Raw genomic sequence first — 23,912 nt, 5'->3', positions numbered from 1 at the left:
GGAAGATGTTCGTCATGATGAAAAACTTGGGCAACATCCGTTATGTCTTTGAAATGTTGAAAGACAATACCGTGCCGAAGTGGAACAAGGCAGTATTGATCTTTGCTGTCGTCTACTTCATTTTGCCGGTGGACTTCATACCGGAGGCAGTTTTTCCCGGTTTGGGTCACATCGATGATCTATTGGTTATTTTAGCTGCATTGAACAGCCTCAGTGATATTCTTGGCAGATATCGAAAGAGGGACGAAAAGAAAAAAGAAAAAGTCATCGGAGAAGAATACGTGAAATATACGGTGAAAGACGAGGAATCGAATGATTAAAAAAGTCTTGCTGGGAATGGTCATGGTTATTATGATCACCATGTTCATCTCCTGTGCTCCCAATGAGGATCCATCGGATCCATTGCCGGATCCGATGGATAACGGAGAAGATCCTGCAGCCTATGAAGAATACTTTGAAAGTTTGCAATTGTCGGACGAAGAAAACACGTCCTCCCTTCGGGTACCAATGGTGGGAGACATTACCGATGTGTTGAACGATCATACATTGTTGACGTCCCGGGACAACGAGATCTTCGCTTACGATCTGGAAACGGAAGTTACCACCCTGTTGGCGGAAGAAGCCTGGAATGAACGGCTGTCCGTGGACAAGAAGATCATTGCTTATGAGAATGAAGAAGGGATCTATACCATATCTCCCAACGGTCAAAACGACAAATTGCTCTATGAACGGGAAAAGGACGTGATCATTCGGGACTATGTGTTGTCCACAGACGGGAAAAACATGTTTTTATCCTTGCTGGATGGAGACGAGTATCGCAGCATAGTGGTGGATTCGACGGGAAATGTGAAGGAATTGAAGGTCGGGGAGAAGGACACCTTCCGCATCACCAAACCCCTGTTCCTGACTCCATACCGTTTGTACGCCTTGGCGGAGTATTCGGAAGAACTGGAAGGCGGGGAAGGAACCATTCGGGCAAGCAGCATCGACTTTATCTACGTAGAGCTGGCCAATGGAAACCAGAGGAACATCACGGGAAATGCCTATGGAGATACTCTTGAGTATATGGATCGATCCAGCAACGGGAACATCCTGTTGCGTCATTTGCGTCAGAGTACCAATGAAGATGGTCTGGTGACAACGGTCACCTATCGCACCTTCAATACGGCCACAGAATTCATCTCCACATCATCCATTGAAAAACGGGACATTCTGGTATTCAAAAGCATCGACGATGAGAAGGATTACCTGACTTTGGAACGCCCTCCGGAACGGGACGACCGATATCCGGATCTGGTGGAGATCAATCGGTACATCAACAACCAGGGAAAGACCATCGGCACGATTTTTACAGGAGCGCCGCCCCAGATCTTTTATCATCAGGGATATTTGTTTTTTAATTCCAACAAGGATACCTACCGCATCCAGTTGTGAATGCTTTTAGGAGGAAATCATTGAATATCATATATTTGGACAATAGCGCCACCACCAGGGTGGAAGAAGAGACACTCCAGGTCATGAACCAGTACCACAGCACTTGGTTTGGCAACCCATCCTCCCTTCACGGGATGGGATTGACTGCGGAAAAAGCCGTGGACGGCTGTCGAAGAGCCATGGGACAGATCCTTTCCGTCAAACCGGAAGAGATCGTCTTCACTTCGGGAGGAACGGAAAGCAACAACCTGGCCATTTTGGGCGGGATCGAAAAACAAAAAAGAAGAGGGAGAAAACTCATCACTTCCAAAACGGAGCACCCATCCGTGCTGGAAGCATTTCGCCATGCGGAAAGGGAAGGAATGGACGTGGTCTATCTGGATGTGGATGCGGAAGGCAGGGTCCGGTTGGACCAGTTGGAAGAAAATCTGGACGAAGATACCATGTTGGTGAGCATCATGCATGTGAACAATGAGACGGGCGTGATCCAGGATCTGGAGTCCATCGGCAAAGCGATAAAAAATGCCAATAAAAACACGATCTTCCACTGTGACTGCATCCAATCCTTTGGAAAGATCCCTGTCAAACCACGGCAGTGGCAGGCGGACATGGTTTCATTGAGTGCCCATAAAATGCATGGTCCAAAAGGCCTTGGCGCCTTGTACATGAAGAAGAACCTGGGGATCCACCCCATTTTTCACGGAGGTGGGCAGGAAGGCGGGTTGCGAAGCGGAACGGAAAATGTGGCTGGGATCGCCGGTTGGCACCAGGTATTGAAAAACTTGGACATGGAAGCCGACCAAGGACAAATGAGAGGACTGAAAACTGCTTTTTTGGATACCTTGGAAAAAAGCGTTGCAGACATACAGATCAACAGCCCCTTGGGAGATGGATTTGTTCATCATATTGCAAGTGTCAGCTTTGCCGATCTTCGGGGGAAGTATTGCTCCACGCATTGGAGAGAAAAGGGGTCTATGTTTCCACCGGATCCGCCTGCTCCTCGAAAAAACGGGGACAAAGTCATGTGTTGGAGCAGCTCCCCTTGGAAAAAACCTACATGGAAGGGACCATTCGGTTCAGTTTTTCCAGGTTGAATACGTTGGAGGAGATCCAAACAGCCATAAAGCAAATCGTTCAAGAAGTGGAAGGACTGCGAAAGTTCGCCAGGAGGAGATAATTTGAAAAGAGTAATATTGATACGATACGGAGAAATCGGGTTGAAAGGCCTGAACAAAGGATTTTTTATTGACACACTGATACGAAACATCAAAAGCAGCATGCGCTCCATCAATAATAAAAAATTGGAGAAGATCCAGGGCCGTTTTCTTCTGCAAGTGGAAGAGGAAGATCTGGAATTTGCCATCCATCGCTTGCTGCAGATCTTTGGGATCGCCTCCATCAGCGTGGCCACGGTCATCGATAAAGACTTGGAGGCCATCAAGGAAGCCAGTGCTGTCCTGGTGGAGGAGAAGATCCAACAAGGCCAAACGACCTTTAAAGTACAGGCGAGAAGGGGAGACAAATCCTTTCCCATGACATCCCCGGAGCTGAATGGGGAATTGGGCGGATACCTGCTCAAAAGGTTCGATGCATTGTCGGTGGATGTCCATCAGCCACAGTTTCAGATCTACGTGGAGATCCGGGAGAAAGCCTATGTCTACACGGACATCCTTCCAGGGAAAAACGGCTTGCCTGTCGGAACGGGAGGGAAAGCCGCTTTGCTGGTATCCGGCGGCATCGACAGCCCCGTTGCCGGTTATATGATTGCCAGCAGGGGAGTGGAGGTCATGGGGGTCCATTTTCATTCCTATCCCTATACCAGCGACCGGGCCAAGGAAAAAGTCATCAAGTTGATGGAAAAGGTGGCCGTTTATGCGGGGAAGATCACCCTCTTCGTGGTTCCTTTTACGGAGATCCAGCTGGCCATTGGGGAGTTTTGCGATGAAAAATATTCCACCCTGATCATGCGGCGATACATGATGAAGATCGCCACCCGGATCGGGAAGCAAAACGGGGCATCGGCCCTGATAACTGGAGAAAGCATCGGTCAGGTGGCCAGCCAGACCCTGGAAAGTCTCATGGTGACCAACGCTGCCACGGATCTGCCTGTATTCCGTCCCGTCATCGGCATGGACAAGCACGCCATCATCCGCATTGCGGAAGAGATCGATACTTTTGAAACATCCATTCTTCCTTATGAAGATTGCTGTACCATTTTTGTCCCGAAGCATCCCCAGACAAAGCCAAAAATGGAGCATGTCCTCAAACAGGAGTCCTACATGGAGGGCATCGAAGAGATGATGGAACGGGCCATAGCAGAAAGCGAACGGCTGGAAGTATACCCTACATAGATCAAAAAAATGGTCTGTCTGCCTTGTTAAAGGGTAGACAGATCTTAATATTTTGTATATCATAAATTTAATATTTATACTATGTTTTATAAAAAGGGGGATGCAACATGATGTTGAAAAGAAACAAGGGGATCAGATCCTTGTTCCTTGCAATGATTTTCTTTTTACTGACAGGGATCTTTCTCGTAGGATCGGTTTTTGGAACGGAATCTCAGACGATGGCAGTGTTGGTGGAAGAAGCCTGGGTGGACGATGATTTTGATGCCGGGACCAGCGGATGGGGAACCACCCATTTTGCCTCGATCCAAGACGGTTTGAATGGCTTGACAGAAAACGGCACCCTACATATAGCGACTGGCATTTATGAAGAGAGCTTTTTGGTCGCAAAAGACGGAGTGACCATTCTCGGGCAGGATGGTTCCATTCTGGAAGGTTCCGGTAATCTTCTCCACAATGGGATCACAATACAAGCCAGTGGAGTCATCTTGGATGGGTTGACGGTCCAACATTGGAACGAAAACGGCATCCACATTGAAGGGAATGACAATACCGTTCAAAACTGCCTGATTGCAGGGAATGGAGTGGCCTCTACCTCTTATACTGCCGGAATCAAGGTGGAAGGAAACGGCAATACGATTTCAGAAAACACGGCGGACAGTAATGGGAAAATAGGGATCTACATCCTAGGTGACGAAAATGTGGTCCAGGGCAACAGCGCTTCCAACAATGGAGATCTGGGAGGATGGCGAGGCATCGAGCTACAGGGAGTCGACAACCAGATCCTGCAAAATACCGTCAACGAGAACAACAGTGCAGGGATCAAGGCGGATTCCAATAGCAATGGATTGAGCATCGGCAATATCATTCAAGGAAATACGGTTTCCAAAAACAGGGACGACGGTATGGAATTGAGAGGATCAACATTTAATGTTTCAAACAACACCTTGATCGGTAATGGTTCCAACGGAATCCATATGGTTAACAACGATTCTAACAGTGAACTAAAAGGCAACGTCGTCCAGGACAACAAGGAATATGGAATCAGTTCTCGTGGTTCCAACCAGATCCAAGGCAATACTGTAACTGGAAATGGTCTATTGGAAAGGGGACATACCGGCGGAATCCGAGTGGACGAAGGGGATGTCCTATATGCCAATAGGATCTACGACAACATCAATTATGGTGTTTATACCTATTATGGATACGTAAATGTAGATGAAGTATCTGAATCGAACGGAATTGTTCCACTTGTTGCAGAACATAACTGGTGGGGCAGCGGGACCGGTCCCTATCATCCAACAACAAACCCTTATGGATCGGGGGATGCGGTACGGGACAACATCGATTTTTCTCCATGGTTGTTAACAAGTGAAGATCCGGTGGAATTGACAGATACAAAGACGTTCCACTTGGAAGAAGGGGAGAGTGCATCCCTGCAAGGCGTAGTGTACGTTGGTGCAACTGACGGAAATGGTATCCTCACTTTGGGTGCTTACGATGACAATCCGACGAATTCTTCTTTTTATGGCGAACTGGGGATCTATGCTGATGTTCAAGTGGCACAGCCTACAGAACTTGGGGAATTGATGATCCGCTTGTTTTATGAAGGAGATCCGGAACCGGAAGAAGAACTGGTATTGTATTGGTGGAACGGCAGCCAATGGGCCATTTGTTCCAATACCGGTGTCAATAGGAGCGAAAACTATGTTTGGGCCATTGTAGGCCCTCAGACGACTCCTGCCCTTTCTCATCTTATCGGATCAGAATTCGGTATCGGCCTGATGGAACCGGAACCGGAAGAGCCAACAGAAGAGGAAGAACCGGAAGCCACTCCGGAGGAACCAGCGGAAGCGGATAATCCCAAAACTGGAAGTATGACAGGGTCGACGATCCCGTGGTTGGTTTTGGCTGCATCGGGATGGATGATGCAAAGGAAAAGGAAAGAGCATAAATAAAATGAAATGAAAGATCGATCAAAAATCCCTCCAAGTCTCGAACTTGGAGGGATTTTGTAGTTGAATATTCTGTTGGTTTCTTTAGTCTTCTACAGGTTCTGCCTGAACTTCCTGTTCGCGAACCGTCAAAGTCAAGGTGCCTTTGGTGGCGGCTCCGCTCTTGTCGGTTGCGGTGTAGGTGATGACGTAGGTACCGGCTTTGCTGGTATCCACCTGGCCGGCTGCTGCTCCGTTGAAGGTGATGGCCGGACCGGTTATGTTTGCTTGATCTCCCTGGTCCGGATCCGTTGCCTTCACACTGATGTTGCTGGTGCTGAAACTTGTCCCTACAAAAATCTCATCGGTGATGTTGACACCGTTTTTCCCTTTATAAGATAGGGTGATGGTGGGCGGACGATTGCTTTGCTTGATGGTGTAGTTCATGCTGTCCGAGTAGGAATAGGTCCGTGTTTCCGTTTTTTCTCCCACAGGGACCTTGTACTCGTAGGTTATGGTGGCTTCGATTTTCCCGCTGCCAGGAGATATTCCCGTCACCGTATAATTGCCGGCGGAAGAGGGAACAACGGATACATTTCCTGTAGACGGAGTCACCGTCAGCTTGCCTCCACTAAAATCTACATATTCTCCTCTTTGGGTGACGCCGCGGATGCGGATCACTGTGCTTTCACCTTGAGTGATGGTGATGTTGTCCACCGTACCGCCATTGGCGTTCAAAATGGCCAAATCGATGATGCTGTTGCCTGTATGTACGGTACAAATATCCTCCAAGTCCGGGGCCAGGACGCCCTTTTCCGAATTGGGTACGTAATTTGCATTGGCTGGTCGAATGTTTCCGGGGAACCGGTCCTCCGGTTTTTCGATCCGAACCACCGTTTCTACCAGATGTTCCGGACAAAATTCCGATGCGACTTTGCCGGTGCTCACGTCCATGCGAACCTCGATGTGGTAATCGTCGGATTCCGTCGGAACGGTTCCGGATATAAACATTTCCGATCCAACCATGGACCCTCTCGGATCCTTTTCGGTCAATTCCGTGGGAAGCAGGCCAGAGACTTTATCTACACTTGCTGTCACGATTCCGCTTGGTCGGGAAGGAAGATTGGCATTGGGAAGGTCCTTGTGGATCTCCCGCATGACAGACTGCCATAAGGAGGCGGGTCCCGGTCTGCTTCCTCCGTAGATCCCGATGTTGAGGTTGTAGGTTCGACCACCTGCTGTCACTTTATTCTGGTCATAACCATACCATACCGCTCCAGTATAGTATTTGGAAAAAGCGGCGAAATACGCATGCATCTGGTCATTGGTGGTTCCTGTTTTTCCTGCGATGTCCATTCCGGAAACGGAGACGGAAGTGGTCCCTCCTCGAACGACGGCGCGCAACATGTCGGTGACAATGTAGGCCGTCTGCTCGGAAAATACCCGTACTTTCTCTTCCGGATTTTCAAATACGACATTTCCGTCGTGATCGGTGATTTTCGTATACATGATGGGAACAGTTCTGGTTCCCTGGTCCGGGAATGTACTATAGGCACTGGCCATGGCCAAGGTTGTTTGCCCATGAGTGTAACCGCCAAGGGCCAGGGCGGAGCCGTTCATGTCATTACGGTCGCCTTCCCGTACGATCTCCAGTCCTAAAAGTTCAGCGTAATGGGCGGCATTTTCGATGCCAGTGGCATATAAAGCCTGAACAGCGATGACGTTGATGGACCGCTTGATGCCCTCCCGAACACTGGTCATTCCGGTGAATCCGCCGGCATTTCCAGGCTTCCAGCTGCCGATCTGAATGGGGATGTTGTCAAAAGTACTCGCTGCAGTGATCCGCTTGGTCTCAATGCCTGGTGCATAAGTAGTCAAAGGCTTGGTGGAGGAACCGATCTGGAATTTCTGTGTTGCCCGGTTCAGGGACCGGCTGGTTTCCTTGGATCGACCGCCGACGATGCCGACCACATGGCCAGTACCGTTCTCAATAATGGTCATGGCACCTTCCGGCATGAAGTTGACTTCCTCGCCCCTTTCTTTCGTCAAAGCGGCGGAAGCGGCTCTGGCCGTCGAACTCTGTTTGGGGAAGAGGGTGTCGTCCTGGATCTTTTCTTCCAGGATATTTTGGATCCGTTGATCCAGGGTGGAGTGGACGGTCAATCCGGAATTGAGCAGATAGACCTGGGCTTCTTCTCTAGTGTTGAAGCTGAACTGATCCGTTTCCACCAGATCGGTGATCAGCTGTTCATACAAGGCATCTGTAAAGTAGCTGTAGATCTCATTTTCTTCCGGCAGCTGCAATCCGAAATCGTTGTTTTCCAACTGAGAGACCGCTTCATCGTGCTGGGCTTGGGTGATGTGCCCCAGCTTGAGCATCTGGGTTACGACGGCCTTGGCCCGGAGAAGGTTTTTCTCGTTGTATACGACTTTGCCTTCTTCGTCCACTTTGATGCCAAAAACACCTTCTTCTTTTTCTTCGATGATATAAGGTTTGTAGTTTGTGGGGCTTTTGATGATCCCGGCCAAAACGGCTGCTTGTGCTACGGTCGCTTCGGATATGTCATTGCCAAAGTACACTTCCGATGCGGATTGGACCCCCCATGCGTAAGCAAAGTTGATCTTGTTAAGGTAGGCCTCCATGATCTGGTCCTTGGTCAAGACTTTTTCCAGTTCCATGGCCAAATAGATCTCGGTGAATTTTCTCTCCAAAGCCTTTTCGGGAGTCAGGTGGGTCAGCTTGATCAGCTGCTGGGTGATGGTGCTGCCCCCAGGACCGCTGAGGGATCCGGTTCGGATCACTTCCAGACCTGCACGGGTGAAGCCTTGGATGTCCACGCCGTTGTGCTCTTCAAACCGCTCGTCTTCGATGGAGATAAAGGCCTTCTGGACGATATCCGGTATCTGATCGATGGAGACGATCTCCCGCTTTTCCGTTCCCTGGAGTTCCTGGTAGAACTCTCCATCTTTGTCCACGATGCGGGATGGCTCAATGTAGTCGAACTTGGTCATGTCCAGGGGAGGTGCGTCCTTGACCCAGTTGTAGACCATGTATCCGCCTACGCTGCCTCCAACGAGGAGCAGGATAAAGAGAAGCAGGAAAAACCATTTGAAAACTTTGAATATTTTTTGCTTCACCGTTAAGGGTTTTTTCTTTCTTTTTTTACTCTTTTTATTATTATTGGATGTGTCGTTCTTTTGTGCTTCTGAAACGGGATTCGTCTCATTCTTATGCTCTGACATTCGTATGCCTCCTTGATTAGAGAAATTATCATCTCCAATTATAATATCAATGGTCCCTAAATATCAATCATTTTCAAGGAATATTACCTTTTGGACGGGACTTGTACACATTTTGTATATAGGAATTTTCTGGTGATTTTCCTTGGCTTTCCGTTGACAGAAAGGATGGAAAACCTTATAATACGAAGGAGTTGAAGAAATTGCAGTGAAGGAACCATGTGGCAGAGAGACGACTTGTCAGAGAGAAAACCCCAGGCTGAAAGGTTTTTAAGAAAACGACTTTGCCATGCTGATCCGGAGCACGGATGAAAACATCCGCGTCGGACTCGTTACGTCCAGAGAGAGGATCCTACAGATTAATCAGGGTGGTACCGCGGTATATGTCGTCCCTGGGTTTTTGGGGATTTTTTTGTTTGCAGGAAACAGTTTTTGAAAAACACACCATGGAGGTATGAAATATGAAAACAATGGGATTAAATGAAATCAGGGAAAAATATCTTGAATTTTTCGAAAGCAAGGATCATTTGCGAAAGCAAAGCGCACCCCTGGTGCCGATCAACGACAACAGCCTCTTGTTGATCAACTCCGGGATGGCACCCTTGAAGCCTTATTTTACAGGAGACGAGATCCCGCCCAGCAAGCGGATGACCACCTGTCAAAAGTGCATTCGAACACCGGACATCGACAACGTAGGAAAAACGGCCCGTCACGGCACTTTCTTTGAGATGCTGGGCAACTTCTCTTTTGGAGACTACTTTAAGGAAGAAGCCATAAAATGGGCATGGGAATTCGTGACGGAAGTCATGGAGATCCCGGAAGATAAAATGTACGTGTCCATCTACGAAGAAGACGATGAAGCCTACGACATCTGGCACAAGATCGTGGGTCTGGCACCGGACCGGATCGTCCGACTTGGGAAAGCGGACAACTTCTGGGAGCACGGCCTGGGACCATGTGGTCCTTGTTCGGAGATCTATTTTGACCGTGGAGAAGATCATGGCTGCGGAAATCCGGATTGCGCCGTCGGATGCGAGTGCGACCGCTACATCGAGTTTTGGAACCTGGTATTCACCCAGTACGACAAGGATGGGGAAGGAAACTATCATCCTCTGGCCAATCCCAACATCGATACGGGCATGGGCCTGGAGCGTATGGCCACCATCATGCAGGATGTAGGCACCATTTTTGAAGTGGACACCATCCGTCACGTACTGGATACGGTATGCGGACTTGCCGGGATCCAATACAAGGACGACGTAAAGAATGACATTTCCATCCGGGTCATTACGGATCATATTCGAAGCGTCAGCTTTATGATCGGCGACGGGGTTCTTCCAAGCAACGAGGGAAGAGGCTATGTCCTTCGCCGTCTGCTTCGACGGGCTGCCCGACACGGGAAGCTTTTGGGGATCGAAGGAACCTTTTTATCCCAGTTGTCCAGGGAAGTGAAAAAGACTTCCGGAGAAGCCTATCCGGAACTGGTGGAAAAGGAAGAGACCATCGCCAAGATCATCCGCCTGGAAGAAGAGAAGTTTCAAGAAACCATCGACCAGGGTCTGATGATCCTGGAAGAAGAAATGGAGAAGTTGAAAAAGGAAGAAAAAGACATCCTTTCCGGAGAGACGGCTTTCCGACTTTACGACACCTTCGGTTTTCCCCTGGATCTGACCAGGGACATCCTGGAAGAGTCGGGGATGGACGTGGATGAAGACACGTTTCATGAAGAGATGAAAAAACAAAAGGAAAGGGCCAGAAAAGCCCGATCCGACAAGGACAACAACGCATGGGGGGACGACTTGTTCACCCATTTGACGGAAGATACTTTAACGGAATTCGTAGGGTACCAGACACTGGAGGCCACTGGAAAGATCCTTGGCATGGTGGTGGACGGACAACCGGTCCAAGACGCCAGAGAGGGACAACAAGTTCTTTTCGTCATGGACACCACGCCTTTTTATGCAGAAAGCGGCGGCCAGGTGGGGGACATTGGAACGGTGGAGCATGATGAGTGCAAGATCCAGGTGGATGACTGCAAAAAAGGAAGCCTGGGACGTCATATCCATCACGGCACCGTGGTGGAAGGCTCCATTCGTGTCAATGACATGGTCCGGGCAAGAGTGGATGAGATCCATCGCATGAGCGTGGCCAGAAACCACACGGCCACCCATCTTCTCCACAAAGCCTTGAAAGAAGTATTGGGAGACCATGTGGAACAGGCAGGATCCCTGGTGGACAGCAAGCGGTTCCGTTTTGACTTCCATCACTTTGAGAAATTGACGAAAGAAGAATTGGAAGACGTGGAAAGCCGGGTCAATAAAGCCATTCGACGGGCCCTGGAAGTGGAGAAATTTGAAACGGACATCCAAAAGGCCAGGGAATTGGGAGCAGTGGCTCTATTTGGGGAAAAATACGGGGAGACGGTCCGAGTGGTCCGCATCGCCGACTACAGCATGGAACTTTGCGGAGGAACCCATTTGGACAACATCAGCCAGATCGGCCTGTTCAAGATCGTTTCGGAAAACGGCATCGCAGCCGGTGTCCGACGGATCGAAGGGGTGACGGGAGTCAACACCCTGGAATATGTAGCCGGTCTGGAAGGGCAGGTTCGACAAACGGCCGTCCTTCTCAAATCCAATCCGGAACATGTGAACCAGCGGATCGAGGAACTCTTTTCTACCATTAAATCGCTGGAGAAAGAGATCCAGGGACTGAAACAACAGTTGAATAAAAACGCTTCTGAAGATTTTCTAAGCAAAGCCGTGGATATACACGGAATTTCCTTCCTGGCTGCATCGGTCCAGGGATATGAAATGGACGACATCCGGGACCTGGCAGACGGCCTGCGAGACAAGACCCAGGGCGTGGTACTGATCGCCGGAGAAAAGGACGGCAAGGTTCATATCGTGGCCATGGGCACGAAAGAAGCCGTGTCCCAAGGTTTCCATGCCGGCAAACTGGCCAAGGAAGTGGCGGCCACCACCGGAGGCGGTGGAGGAGGACGACCGGATATGGCCCAGGCCGGTGGGAAAGATCCTTCTAAAATCCAGGAAGCCTTGGAAACCGGAAAGTCCGTACTGGAAAAAATGCTTGTAAAATAAAGCAGGATAGAGTAAACTCAGATGTAACGGTACTACAGAAATGGCGTTGAAAAGGAGGGTTTGTATGGACAACAAAAAGGACTATACGGTAAAATTTGATATTGAAGATGACAAATCCCAACAGATCAAGGAACTGGTCCGGCAAGTGTACCAGGCATTGAAGGAAAAAGGGTACAAACCGGTGAACCAACTGGTGGGATATATCATGTCTGGAGATCCTACTTACATCACCAGCCACAACAACGCGAGAAACTTAATAAAAAAAATCGAACGAGATGAACTTTTGGAAGAACTGGTAAAGTACTATTTTCAACATTTGGATTGAGTAGAAGACCCTTGTAAAAGGGTCTTTCTTATATCATGGGAGGTGGTCCTTTGCACTACATCCAACTGGGACAGACAGACCTGACGGTGTCAAAGCTGGCATTCGGCACCCTGACCATGGGGCCCCTCCAGGCCAACCTTAGCCGGGAAGAAGGGGCTTTGCTTTTGGAACGGGCCTGGGATCTGGGGATCAATTTCCTGGATACTGCCGATCTGTACCAAAACTACGATCATATAAAAGAAGGATTGAAGCGGACCAGCAGGGACTGGATCCTTGCATCCAAATCCTACGACTATACATGGAAGGCCATGAAAGACAGCCTCGAAAAAGCCAGAAAAGGCCTGGATCGGGACATGATCGACATCTGGATGCTCCACGAAACGGAAAGCGTTCACACCATTCGGGGACATTGGGAAGCCGTAGAATGCCTGATGGAGGCAAAGCAAAAGGGCTTGATCCGCCATATCGGCATTTCCACCCACCATGTGGCGGGGGTTTATGGAGCAATGGAATATCCGGAAATCGGGGTGATCCATCCCATTTTCAACAAGAAGGGACTTGGCATTGCCGACGGATCTTTTTTGCAGATGGAAGAGGCCCTTCGAAAAGCCCATGACCGAGGAAAAGGCATCTTCGCCATGAAACCTCTGGGCGGGGGCCATTTGATCAAGGACCGAAGGGAAGCATTTCGCTTCGTCTTGGAGAAGGAATACATCCACTCCATGGCGGTGGGGATGCAGACGGTGGAAGAAGTGGAATACAATGCCGCTCTGGTAGCGGGAAGACCCGTATCCCATGAACTGTCCGAAAAGACGGAGAAACAAAACCGGCATCTCCACATCGACAGCTGGTGCGAGGGGTGCGGCAACTGCGTGGCGGTTTGCCCCCAAAAGGCGCTGCGGTTCGAAGATGGTCAGGCAAGGGTGGACCGGGATGCATGCATTCTCTGCGGCTATTGTGCCGCAGTATGTCCCCAATTTTGCATAAAGGTGGTATAATGGATTATGAAGCGATGGATGGGACTGGACGTAGGAGACCGAACCATCGGGTTGGCGGTAAGCGACCTGTTGGGAATCACGGCCCAGGGTTTAAAGACCCTGAAAAGATCCAGCATGGACGGAGACCTTGAAAATCTTCGATCCATTATAGAAGAAAAGGAAGTAGGCGTCCTGGTAGTGGGACTGCCCAAGAACATGGACGGAAGTGTAGGCTCCCAGGGACAAAAGGTCGTTGGGTTTGCAAATTTCCTAAAAAAGCGGTTGCCGGTGGAAGTGGTCCTTTGGGACGAACGGCTGACCAGCAGGCTGGCCTACCAGACCATGCAGGACACCAATACAAAAGAGAAACTAAAAAAAGAAAGAGTAGACATGCTGGCGGCACAAAACATTTTGCAAAGCTACATGGATTCCATTAAAAAATGAAAACAGGAGGTAGTACAATGAGCAATCACGATCATGAACACGAGCACGAAGACACCATATTTTTGGTGGATGAAGAAACAGGGGAGGAAATGGAGTTTGAGATCATCGTTACCCTGGAACATGAAGGAACCGAATACGCCCTGCTGAAAAAAGCAGAAGATGACAGCGACGACATGTTCGCCTTCCGCATCGAAGAAGACGAAGAAGGGGAAGTGCTCATGCCGGTGGAAGACGACGCCGAACTGGATTTGATCCAAAAGATCTATGACGAGCTTTCCTGGGAGGACTGATTCCTCCCTCTTTCTTTTCCTTGACAAAAATAGGCAAAACCGATAGAATCCCAATTGAGAATTGTTATTAATTGATAAAAGCAGGTGATTTCGTGCCTATCGAAAGCTACAAGGAATTATTGAAAGATCACGGCTACAAGTTGACACCACAGCGACGACACGTAATCAACGCAATCACGGACAACAAGGATTGTCACATGAGTATTGATGAAATTTACCGGGAAGTGAAAGAAAACTGCCCGGAAATCGGCATTGCCACCATATATCGAACAGTACAGCTGTTGGAAGAAGTGGGCATTCTGTCCAAGCAGTATTTTGACGACGGATGCCATCGGTACGAAATATCCGACGGGAAAAAACATCACAATCACCATCATCTCGTTTGCAATCATTGCGGATCGGTAATCGAAATACAAGATGAGTATTTCGACGCATTGGAACAACACATCGAAAAAGAAAAAAAATTCAAGATAACGAATCACAACGTTACTTTTTTTGGCATTTGTGAAGATTGCCAGAAAAAGAGCGGAAAGAGTTAATCGAAAGGAGAATATTTTTGGCAAAACAGAAAAACAGCAAATTGAAGATTATACCCCTCGGAGGAATGGGTGAGATCGGAAAAAATCTCACCGTATTCGAATACAAGAGGGATATAATAATCGTGGACTGCGGCATCACGTTCCCGGACGAAACCATGTACGGGATCGACATCGTGTTGCCCGATATGACATATCTGATCAACAACAAGGATCGGATCCGGGGGGTCGTGGTGACCCATGGTCATGAGGACCATATCGGCGCCATCCCCTATTTATTGAAAGAAATGAATGTACCCATCTACGCCACCAAGCTGACCATGGGACTCATCGAAAACAAGTTGACGGAACACGGCCTCATGAGGGATTCCGTACGAAAAGTCGTACGCCCCAAAGACCGCATCGACCTGGGAGGTTTCAACGTGGAATTCATCCGGGTCAACCACTCCATCGCAGACGCCGTTGCCGTATGCGTCCGTTGCGACGCCGCCACGGTCCTGCACACGGGAGACTTTAAGATCGACTATACCCCCATTGACGAGGAAGTCATCGACCTGCCGAGGTTTGCAGAGATCGGCAAAGAAGGGGTGGACCTGTTGATGGCGGACAGCACCAATGTGGAGCTGCCCGGAGTGACCCTGTCGGAAAAATCCGTCGGGAAGCGCTTTATGGAACTATTTGACGGGGTGGAGACCCGGATCGTGGTGGCCACATTTGCCTCCAACATCCATCGGGTGCAACAGATCGTAGATGCTGCCGTGGCCCATGGCCGAAAGGTGGCCGTCAGCGGTCGAAGCATGATCAACGTCAGCAAGACCGCCACCGAGCTTGGATATCTGGACATCCCGGATGGGACCTTGATCGATATCCGGGACATCAACAAGTACGAACCCCATGAGATCGTGGTCGTGGCCACGGGAAGCCAGGGAGAGACCATGGCAGCCCTCAGCCGGATGGCTGTTGGTGAATTTAGACAATTTTCCATTACGGCAGGGGACCTGGTCATCTTTTCCGCATCTCCCATACCGGGAAATGAAAAGATGGTCTATCAGGTCATCAACAACCTGTTCAAATTGGGAGCGGAAGTGGTCTACGAGAAATTGGCGGAAGTCCACGTATCCGGCCACGCCCGTGTGGAAGAATTGAAATTGATCCACACCTTGGTGAATGCCAAGCATTTCATTCCCGTCCATGGAGAGTACCGGATGCTCAAGCATCACGTGGACTTGGCCCAAAGCCTGGGAATGCCGGAAGAGAACACCCTGGTGGTCAACAACGGCACCATTGTGGAACTGGATAAAAACAGCTGTCGGGATATAGGCAAGGCCCCGTCGGGCATCGTCCTGGTGGACGGTTCCGGCATCGGCGATGTGGGAAATATCGTACTGCGGGACCGAAAGCACCTGTCAGAAGACGGCATCTTCATGGTGGTGGTCACCTTGAGCAAAGGGAAGACCGTTGCCGGACCGGATGTCATATCCAGAGGGTTCGTCTACGTACGGGAATCGGAAGAATTGATTAACGAAGCCCGAAACGTGGTAAAAGCCGCATTGATCAAGTGCGAAGAGAAGAAGATCACCGACTGGAACAAGATCAAAAGCGAACTTCGGGACGCCCTGGATCGGTTCCTGTATGAAAAAACGAAAAGAAGACCGATGATACTCCCCATATTGATGGAAGTGTAAACGGAACAACGGCGATGCACTTTACGGTGCATCGCTTTTTCAAATCCAAGGAGGAATATGATGAGAATTTATGATGAAGCACACGCGTTGGCCAAGGCCATCAAGGAAAGCAGCGAATACAAGCGGATGGTCCAAACCCAGAAGCGGGTCATGGAAAACCCCAAAGACTGGGAGATGGTCACCGACTACATGAAAAAGCAAATGGAAGTCCAGACCCTGCAGATGATGGGCCAGGAACCTTCCCAGAAACAGGTGGAAAGCTTCAACCAGATGACGGGGGCCTTGATGGCCATTCCGGCCATTGCAGAATATTTTCAAGCCCAGTATGCCTTTTCCCAGATCTATCAGGACGTCATGAAGATCATAACGGAAGGCATGGACCTAGGGCTGTAGAATGGGCCAGATCAACCAGGACTACATCGAAGACTATATACGGGGTCTCCTGCCCAAACGAAACGATCTGTTGAATCGATTGGAAATAGAAGCCGCAGAAGAACACGTACCAATCATCCACCCGGAAGTGGCCCAGTATCTGGAAGTGATGGTCCGTTCCCACGATTACAAGAAGATCCTGGAGATCGGCACTGCCATCGGCTACTCCGCCATCCGCTTTGCTTCCATCCACCATGCCATGCAAGTGGATTCGGTGGAACTAAGTGAAGAGATGATCGAAAAGGCGGAAAAAAACATCAAAGAAGCCGGGTTGGAAAACCAAATAAAGATCCATCCGGGGGATGCCTCCCAGGTGATCAAGACCTTGGAGGGACCCTACGACATGATCTTCCTCGATGGCGCCAAGGGACATTATGTCCACATGCTGGAAGATTGTCTGCGCCTGCTGTCTCCAAAAGGGATGATCATCTCCGACAACGTACTGTTTCGAGGCATGGTGGCCAGCAATACGGTGTTAAAGAGAAGAAAGATCACCATCGTCAAGCGGATGCGGCGATTTTTGGAAGAGATCAGCGCAGATCCCAGAATACATACCACCATAATTCCCTTGGGGGATGGGGTGGCCGTCAGCATATGGAACAGAGACCACATGGAAAACACAGGAGGAGAAGGCCATGAATGAAAACATGATCAAAAAACCGGAGCTGTTGGCTCCAGCAGGAAATCTGGAGAAGCTCCGATACGCCATTGCCTATGGTGCAGATGCGGTCTACATGGCCGGGTCTGCCTATGGACTTCGAGCCAAAGCGGGGAATTTCACCCGTCTGGAAATGTTGGAAGGACTGGATTTTGTGCATAAGCACGGGAAAAAAGCATATGTTACCCTGAATATCTTCGCCCACAACGAAGATTTTTCCGGTTTGGAGGACTATGTAAAAAATTTGAGCAAATATGGCGTAGATGGTGTTATTGTGGCAGATCCGGGTATATTTCATGTAGTGCGTCAAACGGCACCGGAACTAAAGGTGTCCTTAAGCACCCAGGCCAACAACACCAACTATCACAGCGCCAATTTCTGGCATCAGCAGGGTGTATCCCGGATCGTACTGGCCCGGGAATTGAGTCTGGGCGAGATCACGGAGTTGCGAAAGAAAACGGATCCGTCCCTGGAACTGGAGACCTTTGTCCACGGTGCCATGTGCATGTCCTATTCGGGTCGATGCCTGCTCAGCAACTATATGGCAGGCCGGGATGCCAATCGGGGAGACTGCGCCCAACCTTGTCGGTGGAACTATCGGCTCATGGAGGAAAAACGACCTGGAGAATACTTTCCCATTGAAGAGGACGAACGGGGCACCTACATCTTTAACGCCAAGGATCTGTGTCTGATCCACCGGATCCCGGAACTCATCAGGGCAGGGGTGGACAGTTTCAAGATCGAGGGACGAATGAAGAGCCTGTTTTACGTATCTACCGTCACCAACGTCTACCGCCAGGCAATCGATGCCTTTATGGCGGATCCGGAAGGATACAAGGAAGATCCGACCTGGATGGAAGAACTCCAAAAGATCAGCCACCGGGGCTACACGGAAGGCTTTGCCTTTGAAAAACCCGGGGTGGATGCCCATCATTACTCCACCAGCTCCTATACAAGGAATTACGACTTCGTCGGCAGCGTGGTGGGTCATGATGAAGAGAAAAAGGAAGCCCTAGTGGAAGTACGAAACAAGATCGTGGTGGGAGACCAGCTGGAATGGATGGGCCCGGGACGACCGGCAAAATCCCTGACTGTTGCTTCCATCGTGGATGAAGATGGGAATTCCATGGAAAGCGCCCCCCATCCCAAACAGATCGTACGCATCCCCATGGAGGAAACCCCCACCATCTGGGACATCCTCCGCAAGGAGAACAAGGAGGCCTAACATGTTCAGCCCCAAGAAAAAAACCATCGCATTGGTGGCCCACGACAACCGGAAAAAAGAACTCTTGTCCTGGACCAAAGAAAACAAGCACATCCTGGAGCAACATCACCTGTGCGGCACAGGGACCACCTCCGGTGTTTTGAGCCGGGAGGCGGGTCTGACCATCCAAGCCTACAAAAGCGGACCCCTTGGCGGGGATCTGGAGATCGGCGCCGCCATTGCCGACAGCCGCATCGACATGCTCATTTTCTTTTGGGACCCGTTGACGGCCCAGCCCCACGATCCGGATATACGAGCCTTGCTGCGCATCAGCGTCCTTTACGACATTCCCGTGGCCATGAACACCACGGCGGCCAATTATCTGATCCATTCGGACTATATGGACAAGGAATACCCCAGACAGGACATGCAAGCAGATTTGTAATATATAAAATTTTGCATTTTTATAAATCGTGGTATAATAATAACAAGCAGACTGAAACGGAATGAAGGTGAGGCAATGAGAAGCGTAAAGAGGATCGGAGACATCCTGGTTTCCAGCGGAAAATTGACGGAAGAACAACTGACGGAAGCCATCAAGCTTCAACAGGCAAAGAAAAACAAGCTGGGAGAACTTCTGGTGGAAGAAGGGTATGTGGATGAAGACGACATCATCGAGGCCCTGAAGCAGCAGTTGGGGATCTCCCGGGTGGATTTTGAAAATACTTTTGTGGACAAGGAAGCAGTCAAGTCCATTCCTTACGTGCTGGCTAAGAAGCATGTAACCGTTCCGCTTTTTTACGACACCATGGACAACCTGGTGGTGGCCATCAATGATCCGCTGGACATCATCGCATTGGACAACCTTCGCCTGGTGACGAAAAAGCACATCATTCCACTCATTGCTACAAAGCGGGAGATCATCGACCTGATCGAACGTTTCTACAATACGGACGACGCCGCCCGGGCCGTGGAGGAATTCAACCGGTCCCAAAGCCTGGAGGAGTTGGACCAGACCACGGCAGACAACATGGAGCAGATCAACAACGCTCCCGTGGTGCGTCTGGTCAACAACATCATTGAAACAGGGGTGCGCAGCAAAGCCAGTGACATCCACATCGAACCTTTTGCCGACCGGATCCGTGTCCGGATGCGGGTGGACGGGGTCCTGCTGGAAATGATGAAGCTGGATGTCCGTACCCACAACGCCATTGTCAGCCGGATCAAGATCATTTCTGATCTGAACATCGCAGAACGGCGGATCCCCCAGGACGGGGCCATTGTCATGCGCATCGACAACCGGGACATCGACTTTCGGGTTTCCATCCTTCCCACCATCTATGGGGAAAAAGTGGTCATTCGGATCCTGGACCAAGCCCAATTTCAAATGCGGATGTCCGATCTGGGATTTACAGAGAAAGAGATGCCCATGATCCAAGATTTCATCTCTGCACCTTACGGCATTATTTTGGTGACGGGCCCTACCGGAAGCGGTAAGTCCACCACCTTGTATACACTCATACGCAACCTGAACACCATGACGGATAACATCGTTACGGTGGAAGATCCGGTAGAGTACAAGCTGGACGGGATCAACCAGGTCCAGGTCAACGTAAAAGCAGGTTTGACTTTTGTCAGTGGCCTTCGCTCCATCTTAAGGCAGGACCCGGACATCATCATGATCGGGGAGATCCGTGACGTGGAGACGGCAGAGATCGCCATCCGGTCCTCCATCACAGGCCACTTGGTCTTCAGTACCATCCACACCAACGACGCAGCCAGCACCATCAGTCGTCTGGTGGACATGGGGATACCCCCTTACCTGGTATCGTCCTCCCTGTACGGCATCATTTCCCAGCGTTTGATCCGGAAACTTTGCGTCAAATGCAAAGAAGAATACGAGCCCAACGACCACGAAAAGAAGATGCTTGGAGTGGATCCGGGTGAAAAAATTATCATATTTAAACCAAAAGGGTGTATTGCATGCAACAATACTGGGTATAAGGGACGTATGGGAATCCATGAAGTGCTCAAAATCAACCGGAACATGAGGGAAATGATCACAACCGGCGCCACTTACGACCAATTGCTGGACCAGGCAAAGGCGGACGGCATGATCCCCCTTATGGAAAACGCCAGGGATTTGATCCTTCAAGGAGTCACATCCATCGAAGAAACACTGGAAATCACGTTCTTTACATCAGAATGACGAGGTGAAGCAAATGAAAAACGATATCGACCAACTGCTCAAAGCGACTATTGAAAGCAAGGCTTCCGACCTGCACATCACTGTAGGGCTGCCACCCATGATCCGAATCGACGGAGAGCTCCATCCTTTATGGGACATTGCTCCCTATACCCAGGACGAGACGAAACAGCTGGCAACGGCCATGGTAAACGACAGCCAGAGAAAAGCCCTGGAAGAAACGGGACAAGTGGACTTCTCCTATTCCTGGTCCGGGTACGGACGGTTCCGGGTCAACGCCTTCAAGCAGCGGACCAGCTATACCGTAGCTCTACGGGTCATCGGTTCCGGGATCCCAACCATGGCAGAGTTGAACCTGCCAAAGACCATGGAACAACTGACGAGGATCAACAAGGGATTGATTTTGGTTACGGGTCCTACCGGTAGTGGTAAATCCACCACCCTGGCCTCCATGATCGACATCATCAATAGCGAGCGAAGCGCCCATATCCTGACCTTGGAGGATCCCATCGAATACCTTCACCGTCACAAAAAAAGCATGGTCAACCAACGGGAGATCGGCCAGGACACCACCAGCTATCAGGATGCTCTACGAGCCGCCCTTCGGGAAGACCCGGATGTCATTCTGGTAGGGGAGATGCGGGACCTGGATTCCATCGCCATTGCACTGACGGCGGCAGAAACAGGCCACTTGGTCCTATCCACCCTGCACACCATTGGTGCCGCCAAGACCATTGACCGGGTCATCGACGTCTTTCCGCCTCATCAGCAGCAACAGGTACGGACCCAGATGGCAAGCGTCATCCAGTCCGTTGTATCCCAACAGTTGTTGGCCAAGAAAAGCGGACATGGACGGATCGTGGCCTTGGAGATCATGATCGCCAACCCAGCTATCCGAAACCTGATCCGGGAAGGAAAGAACCACCAGATCAATTCCATACTCCAAATGAGTGGCAAAGCAGGCATGGTCACCATGGACAGCTATTTATATGATCTGTATTCCAAAGGAGTCATCAGCATGGACAATGCCCTGTTCTACTCCGTAGACCAGGAAGCCATGCGAAAACGCATGATGGTATAGGAAAAAAAGGGGGGATCGCAACATGGCAACATATTCTTATACGGCCAAAGACATGAACGGAAAAACCATCAAGGGTACCTTTGAAGCCGCAACCCAGGACGAGGTCGTCGGCCTGATCCGGGAGAAGCGCTACATTCCGGTGGAAATAAAAGAAGAACGACAAAAGAGCAAGTTGAGCACGGATGTCACATTCTTTGAAAAAAAAGTGAAGTTGAGGGATCTGGCATTATTTTGCCGACAATTTGCTACAACGCTCCGCTCCGGCATCACGGTAGTGGACAGCTTGGATATTTTAAAGAAACAATCTACGAACAAAAAACTCCAAAGAGTAGTGGAAGCCTTGCACGAAGACGTGCAAAAGGGGAACAGTCTATCTAGTGCCTTTGCAAAGGAGCCTAAAATCTTCCCAAGCATTCTGGTCAACATGATCGAAACGGGGGAGGTCAGCGGAAACCTGGATGAAGTCATGGACAAGATGGCCTACCACTTTGAAAAGGAATACCGAATCAACCAGAAGGTGAAGAGCGCCATCACCTACCCGATCGTCGTATCCATAGTCGCCGTTTCCGTGGTTATCTTACTGCTTACTTTCGTGGTGCCGACCTTCGTTACCATGTTTGCATCCTTTGATGCGGAGCTGCCGGGACCTACAAAAGCACTCATAGCTATTAGTGACAGCATTAAAAATTTCTGGTATGTATATATTTTGGTTATTGGTGCTGCCATCCTATTGTATAGGCGATATGTCAGTACAAAGCAGGGACGTCTCAAGGTAGATGAGATCAAGTTGAAAATCCCCGCATTCGGAGAGTTGAACAACAAGATCGCCATGAACCGATTTGCCAGCAACATGGAAGTCATGTTGACTGCAGGGGTTGATATTATCCAGGCAGTGGATATCGTGGAAAAAGTCGTAGGCAACGAGTACATTCGAGAAAGCCTGTGGGATGTCAAAGACGGGATCCGAAAAGGATTTGGTCTAGGAGCCAGCATGGAAAACAACGGAGCATTCCCGCCCTTGGTGTACCAGATGGTTGAGGTAGGGGAAACTTCCGGAACTTTGGATTACGTTCTTGGCAAAGTTTCTGACTTCTATGAAACGGAAGTGGACACCGCTATCAGCCAGCTGACCACCATCCTCGAGCCGATCATCATCGTCGTTTTAGGGATCATCGTAGCCTTTATAATTATCAGTATGCTTCTTCCAATGTTCGATCTTTATAGCATTATTTCATAAAAATTACAAAATAATGATTGAACTATGATAATTATGGATATATAATTGTCATAGAAATTTAGTTTCATAAATTTAAATTAGGGGGAATAATAATGTTAAGCATCCGAAAGAAATTGTTTAAGAACAGAAAAGGTTTCACGCTTATTGAGTTGATCGTTGTAATTGCGATTTTGGCTATTTTAGCAATAATAGCAGTACCTAGATTTCTTGGTACACTTAACAATGCTAGAACTACTGCTGATGATGCGACTGAGCGAGTGATACAAAGCGCTGTTACTTTGTATATGGCAGATAATAATGGTGCGATTCCAGCATTAGCTGATTTGGAACCAAATTATTTAGAACCAGGTTCTGCTTGGTCAGATGGGAATGCCATTACCGCAATTGCCGTAGATGCTAATGGTAATTTAACTGGAACAACACCAGCTAGGCCATAGGTTTATAGTGATAAAGATTTTTTAGATCAAAACATCAAACCATACTAAGAAGTGAAAAGTGATTAAAGGAAAATTTAAAATATCAATTGACAAGTGATCCTTGAAATAAACAGGGGTCATTTGTTTTAATAAATTTTATGACTGAAGAAATCTAACAAAATTATTGCCCCTTAGTTTGGATATCTGTCAGGTGATCAAAATATTATATGCTATGCAAGTGGTCAAGAGTGAAGAATTCCGTGGCTACCTACAGTAAAGAATTTTAAGACAAATTGATCAAATAGAAGAAAAAGAACTTCGAAGCCTTGGGCAAACAAGGCTTTTCATAAGCTAATTAATTATC

At 49.2% G+C, this 23,912-nt stretch carries 20 protein-coding genes and 1 pseudogene; 20 read left to right on the top strand and 1 reads right to left on the bottom strand.

The annotated features are described in order from the left end of the window. Window positions 1-14 precede the first annotated feature (14 nt). From J0B03_RS00855 to J0B03_RS00835, 5 genes and pseudogenes are all read left to right on the top strand, one after another. Entirely contained in the window at window positions 15-320 is a 306-nt protein-coding gene (locus J0B03_RS00855; RefSeq protein ID WP_207300012.1) for a YkvA family protein, read from the top strand. Next, entirely contained in the window at window positions 313-1,434 is a 1,122-nt protein-coding gene (locus tag J0B03_RS00850; RefSeq protein WP_207300011.1) for a hypothetical protein, read from the top strand. Before J0B03_RS00855 ends, J0B03_RS00850 begins: the two co-directional genes overlap by 8 nt. 83 nt (window positions 1,435-1,517) lie before the next feature. After that, window positions 1,518-2,611: pseudogene (locus J0B03_RS00845) on the top strand (cysteine desulfurase family protein). A gap of 1 nt (window position 2,612) precedes the next feature. After that, entirely contained in the window at window positions 2,613-3,785 is a 1,173-nt protein-coding gene (gene thiI / locus J0B03_RS00840) for a tRNA uracil 4-sulfurtransferase ThiI (protein WP_207300010.1), read from the top strand. A 107-nt stretch (window positions 3,786-3,892) separates the two neighbouring features. After that, the gene (locus J0B03_RS00835) at window positions 3,893-5,740 is read left to right on the top strand and encodes a right-handed parallel beta-helix repeat-containing protein (RefSeq protein ID WP_207300009.1); all 1,848 of its coding nucleotides are present in this window, start codon (window positions 3,893-3,895) and stop codon (window positions 5,738-5,740) included. Between the two features lie 81 nt (window positions 5,741-5,821). Here the strand turns inward: J0B03_RS00835 and J0B03_RS00830 are convergent, their stop codons facing one another. Then, window positions 5,822-8,959: a transglycosylase domain-containing protein gene (locus J0B03_RS00830; RefSeq protein WP_207300008.1), complete on the bottom strand. Its 3,138-nt coding sequence runs from the start codon at window positions 8,957-8,959 to the stop codon at window positions 5,822-5,824. Window positions 8,960-9,417: 458 nt separating this feature from the next. Between J0B03_RS00830 and alaS the strand changes: the two genes are divergently transcribed. The 15 genes from alaS (at window position 9,418) to J0B03_RS12375 (ending at window position 23,569) form a co-directional block, all read left to right on the top strand. Further along, window positions 9,418-12,057 carry an alanine--tRNA ligase gene (gene alaS / locus J0B03_RS00825; RefSeq protein WP_207300007.1) on the top strand — a complete coding sequence of 880 codons (2,640 nt, stop codon included), beginning with the start codon at window positions 9,418-9,420 and terminating at the stop codon, window positions 12,055-12,057. 64 nt (window positions 12,058-12,121) lie between these two features. Further along, window positions 12,122-12,382: an IreB family regulatory phosphoprotein gene (locus J0B03_RS00820; RefSeq protein ID WP_207300006.1), complete on the top strand. Its 261-nt coding sequence runs from the start codon at window positions 12,122-12,124 to the stop codon at window positions 12,380-12,382. Between the two features lie 50 nt (window positions 12,383-12,432). Beyond that, complete coding sequence (locus tag J0B03_RS00815; RefSeq protein ID WP_207300005.1) at window positions 12,433-13,380, top strand: aldo/keto reductase; 948 nt, start codon at window positions 12,433-12,435, stop codon at window positions 13,378-13,380. Between the two features lie 6 nt (window positions 13,381-13,386). Beyond that, on the top strand, window positions 13,387-13,803 hold the full coding sequence (gene ruvX / locus J0B03_RS00810; RefSeq protein ID WP_207300004.1) for a Holliday junction resolvase RuvX: 417 nt from the start codon (window positions 13,387-13,389) through the stop codon (window positions 13,801-13,803). A 17-nt stretch (window positions 13,804-13,820) separates the two neighbouring features. Then, window positions 13,821-14,093: a DUF1292 domain-containing protein gene (locus J0B03_RS00805; protein WP_207300003.1), complete on the top strand. Its 273-nt coding sequence runs from the start codon at window positions 13,821-13,823 to the stop codon at window positions 14,091-14,093. A gap of 92 nt (window positions 14,094-14,185) precedes the next feature. Then, complete coding sequence (locus J0B03_RS00800) at window positions 14,186-14,632, top strand: Fur family transcriptional regulator (RefSeq protein ID WP_246798149.1); 447 nt, start codon at window positions 14,186-14,188, stop codon at window positions 14,630-14,632. 17 nt (window positions 14,633-14,649) lie between these two features. Continuing rightward, complete coding sequence (locus J0B03_RS00795; RefSeq protein ID WP_207300002.1) at window positions 14,650-16,314, top strand: ribonuclease J; 1,665 nt, start codon at window positions 14,650-14,652, stop codon at window positions 16,312-16,314. A gap of 60 nt (window positions 16,315-16,374) precedes the next feature. After that, a complete protein-coding gene (locus tag J0B03_RS00790) occupies window positions 16,375-16,707 on the top strand; it encodes a YlbF/YmcA family competence regulator (RefSeq protein WP_207300001.1) in 333 nt (110 codons plus the stop codon). A 1-nt stretch (window position 16,708) separates the two neighbouring features. Beyond that, window positions 16,709-17,389 (top strand): O-methyltransferase, encoded by a 681-nt coding sequence (locus J0B03_RS00785; protein WP_207300000.1) that lies wholly within the window; start codon window positions 16,709-16,711, stop codon window positions 17,387-17,389. Beyond that, complete coding sequence (locus tag J0B03_RS00780) at window positions 17,382-18,629, top strand: peptidase U32 family protein (RefSeq protein ID WP_508278643.1); 1,248 nt, start codon at window positions 17,382-17,384, stop codon at window positions 18,627-18,629. The genes J0B03_RS00785 and J0B03_RS00780 overlap by 8 nt, the downstream gene beginning before the upstream one ends. Window position 18,630: 1 nt before the next feature. Continuing rightward, entirely contained in the window at window positions 18,631-19,053 is a 423-nt protein-coding gene (locus J0B03_RS00775) for a methylglyoxal synthase (RefSeq protein ID WP_207299999.1), read from the top strand. Between the two features lie 75 nt (window positions 19,054-19,128). Further along, window positions 19,129-20,817: a GspE/PulE family protein gene (locus tag J0B03_RS00770; RefSeq protein ID WP_207299998.1), complete on the top strand. Its 1,689-nt coding sequence runs from the start codon at window positions 19,129-19,131 to the stop codon at window positions 20,815-20,817. A gap of 13 nt (window positions 20,818-20,830) precedes the next feature. Continuing rightward, complete coding sequence (locus J0B03_RS00765; protein ID WP_207299997.1) at window positions 20,831-21,895, top strand: type IV pilus twitching motility protein PilT; 1,065 nt, start codon at window positions 20,831-20,833, stop codon at window positions 21,893-21,895. A 22-nt stretch (window positions 21,896-21,917) separates the two neighbouring features. Beyond that, window positions 21,918-23,132, top strand: a complete 1,215-nt coding sequence (locus J0B03_RS00760) for a type II secretion system F family protein (protein WP_207299996.1) — start codon at window positions 21,918-21,920, stop codon at window positions 23,130-23,132. Between the two features lie 92 nt (window positions 23,133-23,224). After that, window positions 23,225-23,569 carry a prepilin-type N-terminal cleavage/methylation domain-containing protein gene (locus tag J0B03_RS12375; protein WP_207299995.1) on the top strand — a complete coding sequence of 115 codons (345 nt, stop codon included), beginning with the start codon at window positions 23,225-23,227 and terminating at the stop codon, window positions 23,567-23,569. Window positions 23,570-23,912: the final 343 nt, after the last annotated feature.

The sequence above is a fragment of the Alkalibacter rhizosphaerae genome, assembly GCF_017352215.1.
GTDB lineage: Bacteria > Bacillota > Clostridia > Eubacteriales > Alkalibacteraceae > Alkalibacter > Alkalibacter rhizosphaerae.
The sequence above is the reverse complement of the archived record's forward strand: the minus strand, read 5'-3'. Positions and strand labels throughout refer to the sequence as shown.

What these genes read in the sequence shown, in the direction of transcription:
- J0B03_RS00855 (WP_207300012.1), top strand. Translation starts at nt 15, where the DNA reads ATGATGAAAAACTTGGGCAACATCCGTTATGTCTTTGAAATGTTGAAA.
- J0B03_RS00850 (WP_207300011.1), top strand. Translation starts at nt 313, where the DNA reads ATGATTAAAAAAGTCTTGCTGGGAATGGTCATGGTTATTATGATCACC.
- J0B03_RS00835 (WP_207300009.1), top strand. Translation starts at nt 3,893, where the DNA reads ATGATGTTGAAAAGAAACAAGGGGATCAGATCCTTGTTCCTTGCAATG.
- J0B03_RS00830 (WP_207300008.1), bottom strand. Translation starts at nt 8,959, where the DNA reads ATGTCAGAGCATAAGAATGAGACGAATCCCGTTTCAGAAGCACAAAAG.
- alaS (WP_207300007.1), top strand. Translation starts at nt 9,418, where the DNA reads ATGAAAACAATGGGATTAAATGAAATCAGGGAAAAATATCTTGAATTT.
- J0B03_RS00820 (WP_207300006.1), top strand. Translation starts at nt 12,122, where the DNA reads ATGGACAACAAAAAGGACTATACGGTAAAATTTGATATTGAAGATGAC.
- ruvX (WP_207300004.1), top strand. Translation starts at nt 13,387, where the DNA reads ATGAAGCGATGGATGGGACTGGACGTAGGAGACCGAACCATCGGGTTG.
- J0B03_RS00805 (WP_207300003.1), top strand. Translation starts at nt 13,821, where the DNA reads ATGAGCAATCACGATCATGAACACGAGCACGAAGACACCATATTTTTG.
- J0B03_RS00790 (WP_207300001.1), top strand. Translation starts at nt 16,375, where the DNA reads ATGAGAATTTATGATGAAGCACACGCGTTGGCCAAGGCCATCAAGGAA.
- J0B03_RS00785 (WP_207300000.1), top strand. Translation starts at nt 16,709, where the DNA reads ATGGGCCAGATCAACCAGGACTACATCGAAGACTATATACGGGGTCTC.
- J0B03_RS00780 (WP_508278643.1), top strand. Translation starts at nt 17,382, where the DNA reads ATGAATGAAAACATGATCAAAAAACCGGAGCTGTTGGCTCCAGCAGGA.
- J0B03_RS00775 (WP_207299999.1), top strand. Translation starts at nt 18,631, where the DNA reads ATGTTCAGCCCCAAGAAAAAAACCATCGCATTGGTGGCCCACGACAAC.
- J0B03_RS00770 (WP_207299998.1), top strand. Translation starts at nt 19,129, where the DNA reads ATGAGAAGCGTAAAGAGGATCGGAGACATCCTGGTTTCCAGCGGAAAA.
- J0B03_RS00765 (WP_207299997.1), top strand. Translation starts at nt 20,831, where the DNA reads ATGAAAAACGATATCGACCAACTGCTCAAAGCGACTATTGAAAGCAAG.
- J0B03_RS00760 (WP_207299996.1), top strand. Translation starts at nt 21,918, where the DNA reads ATGGCAACATATTCTTATACGGCCAAAGACATGAACGGAAAAACCATC.
- J0B03_RS12375 (WP_207299995.1), top strand. Translation starts at nt 23,225, where the DNA reads ATGTTAAGCATCCGAAAGAAATTGTTTAAGAACAGAAAAGGTTTCACG.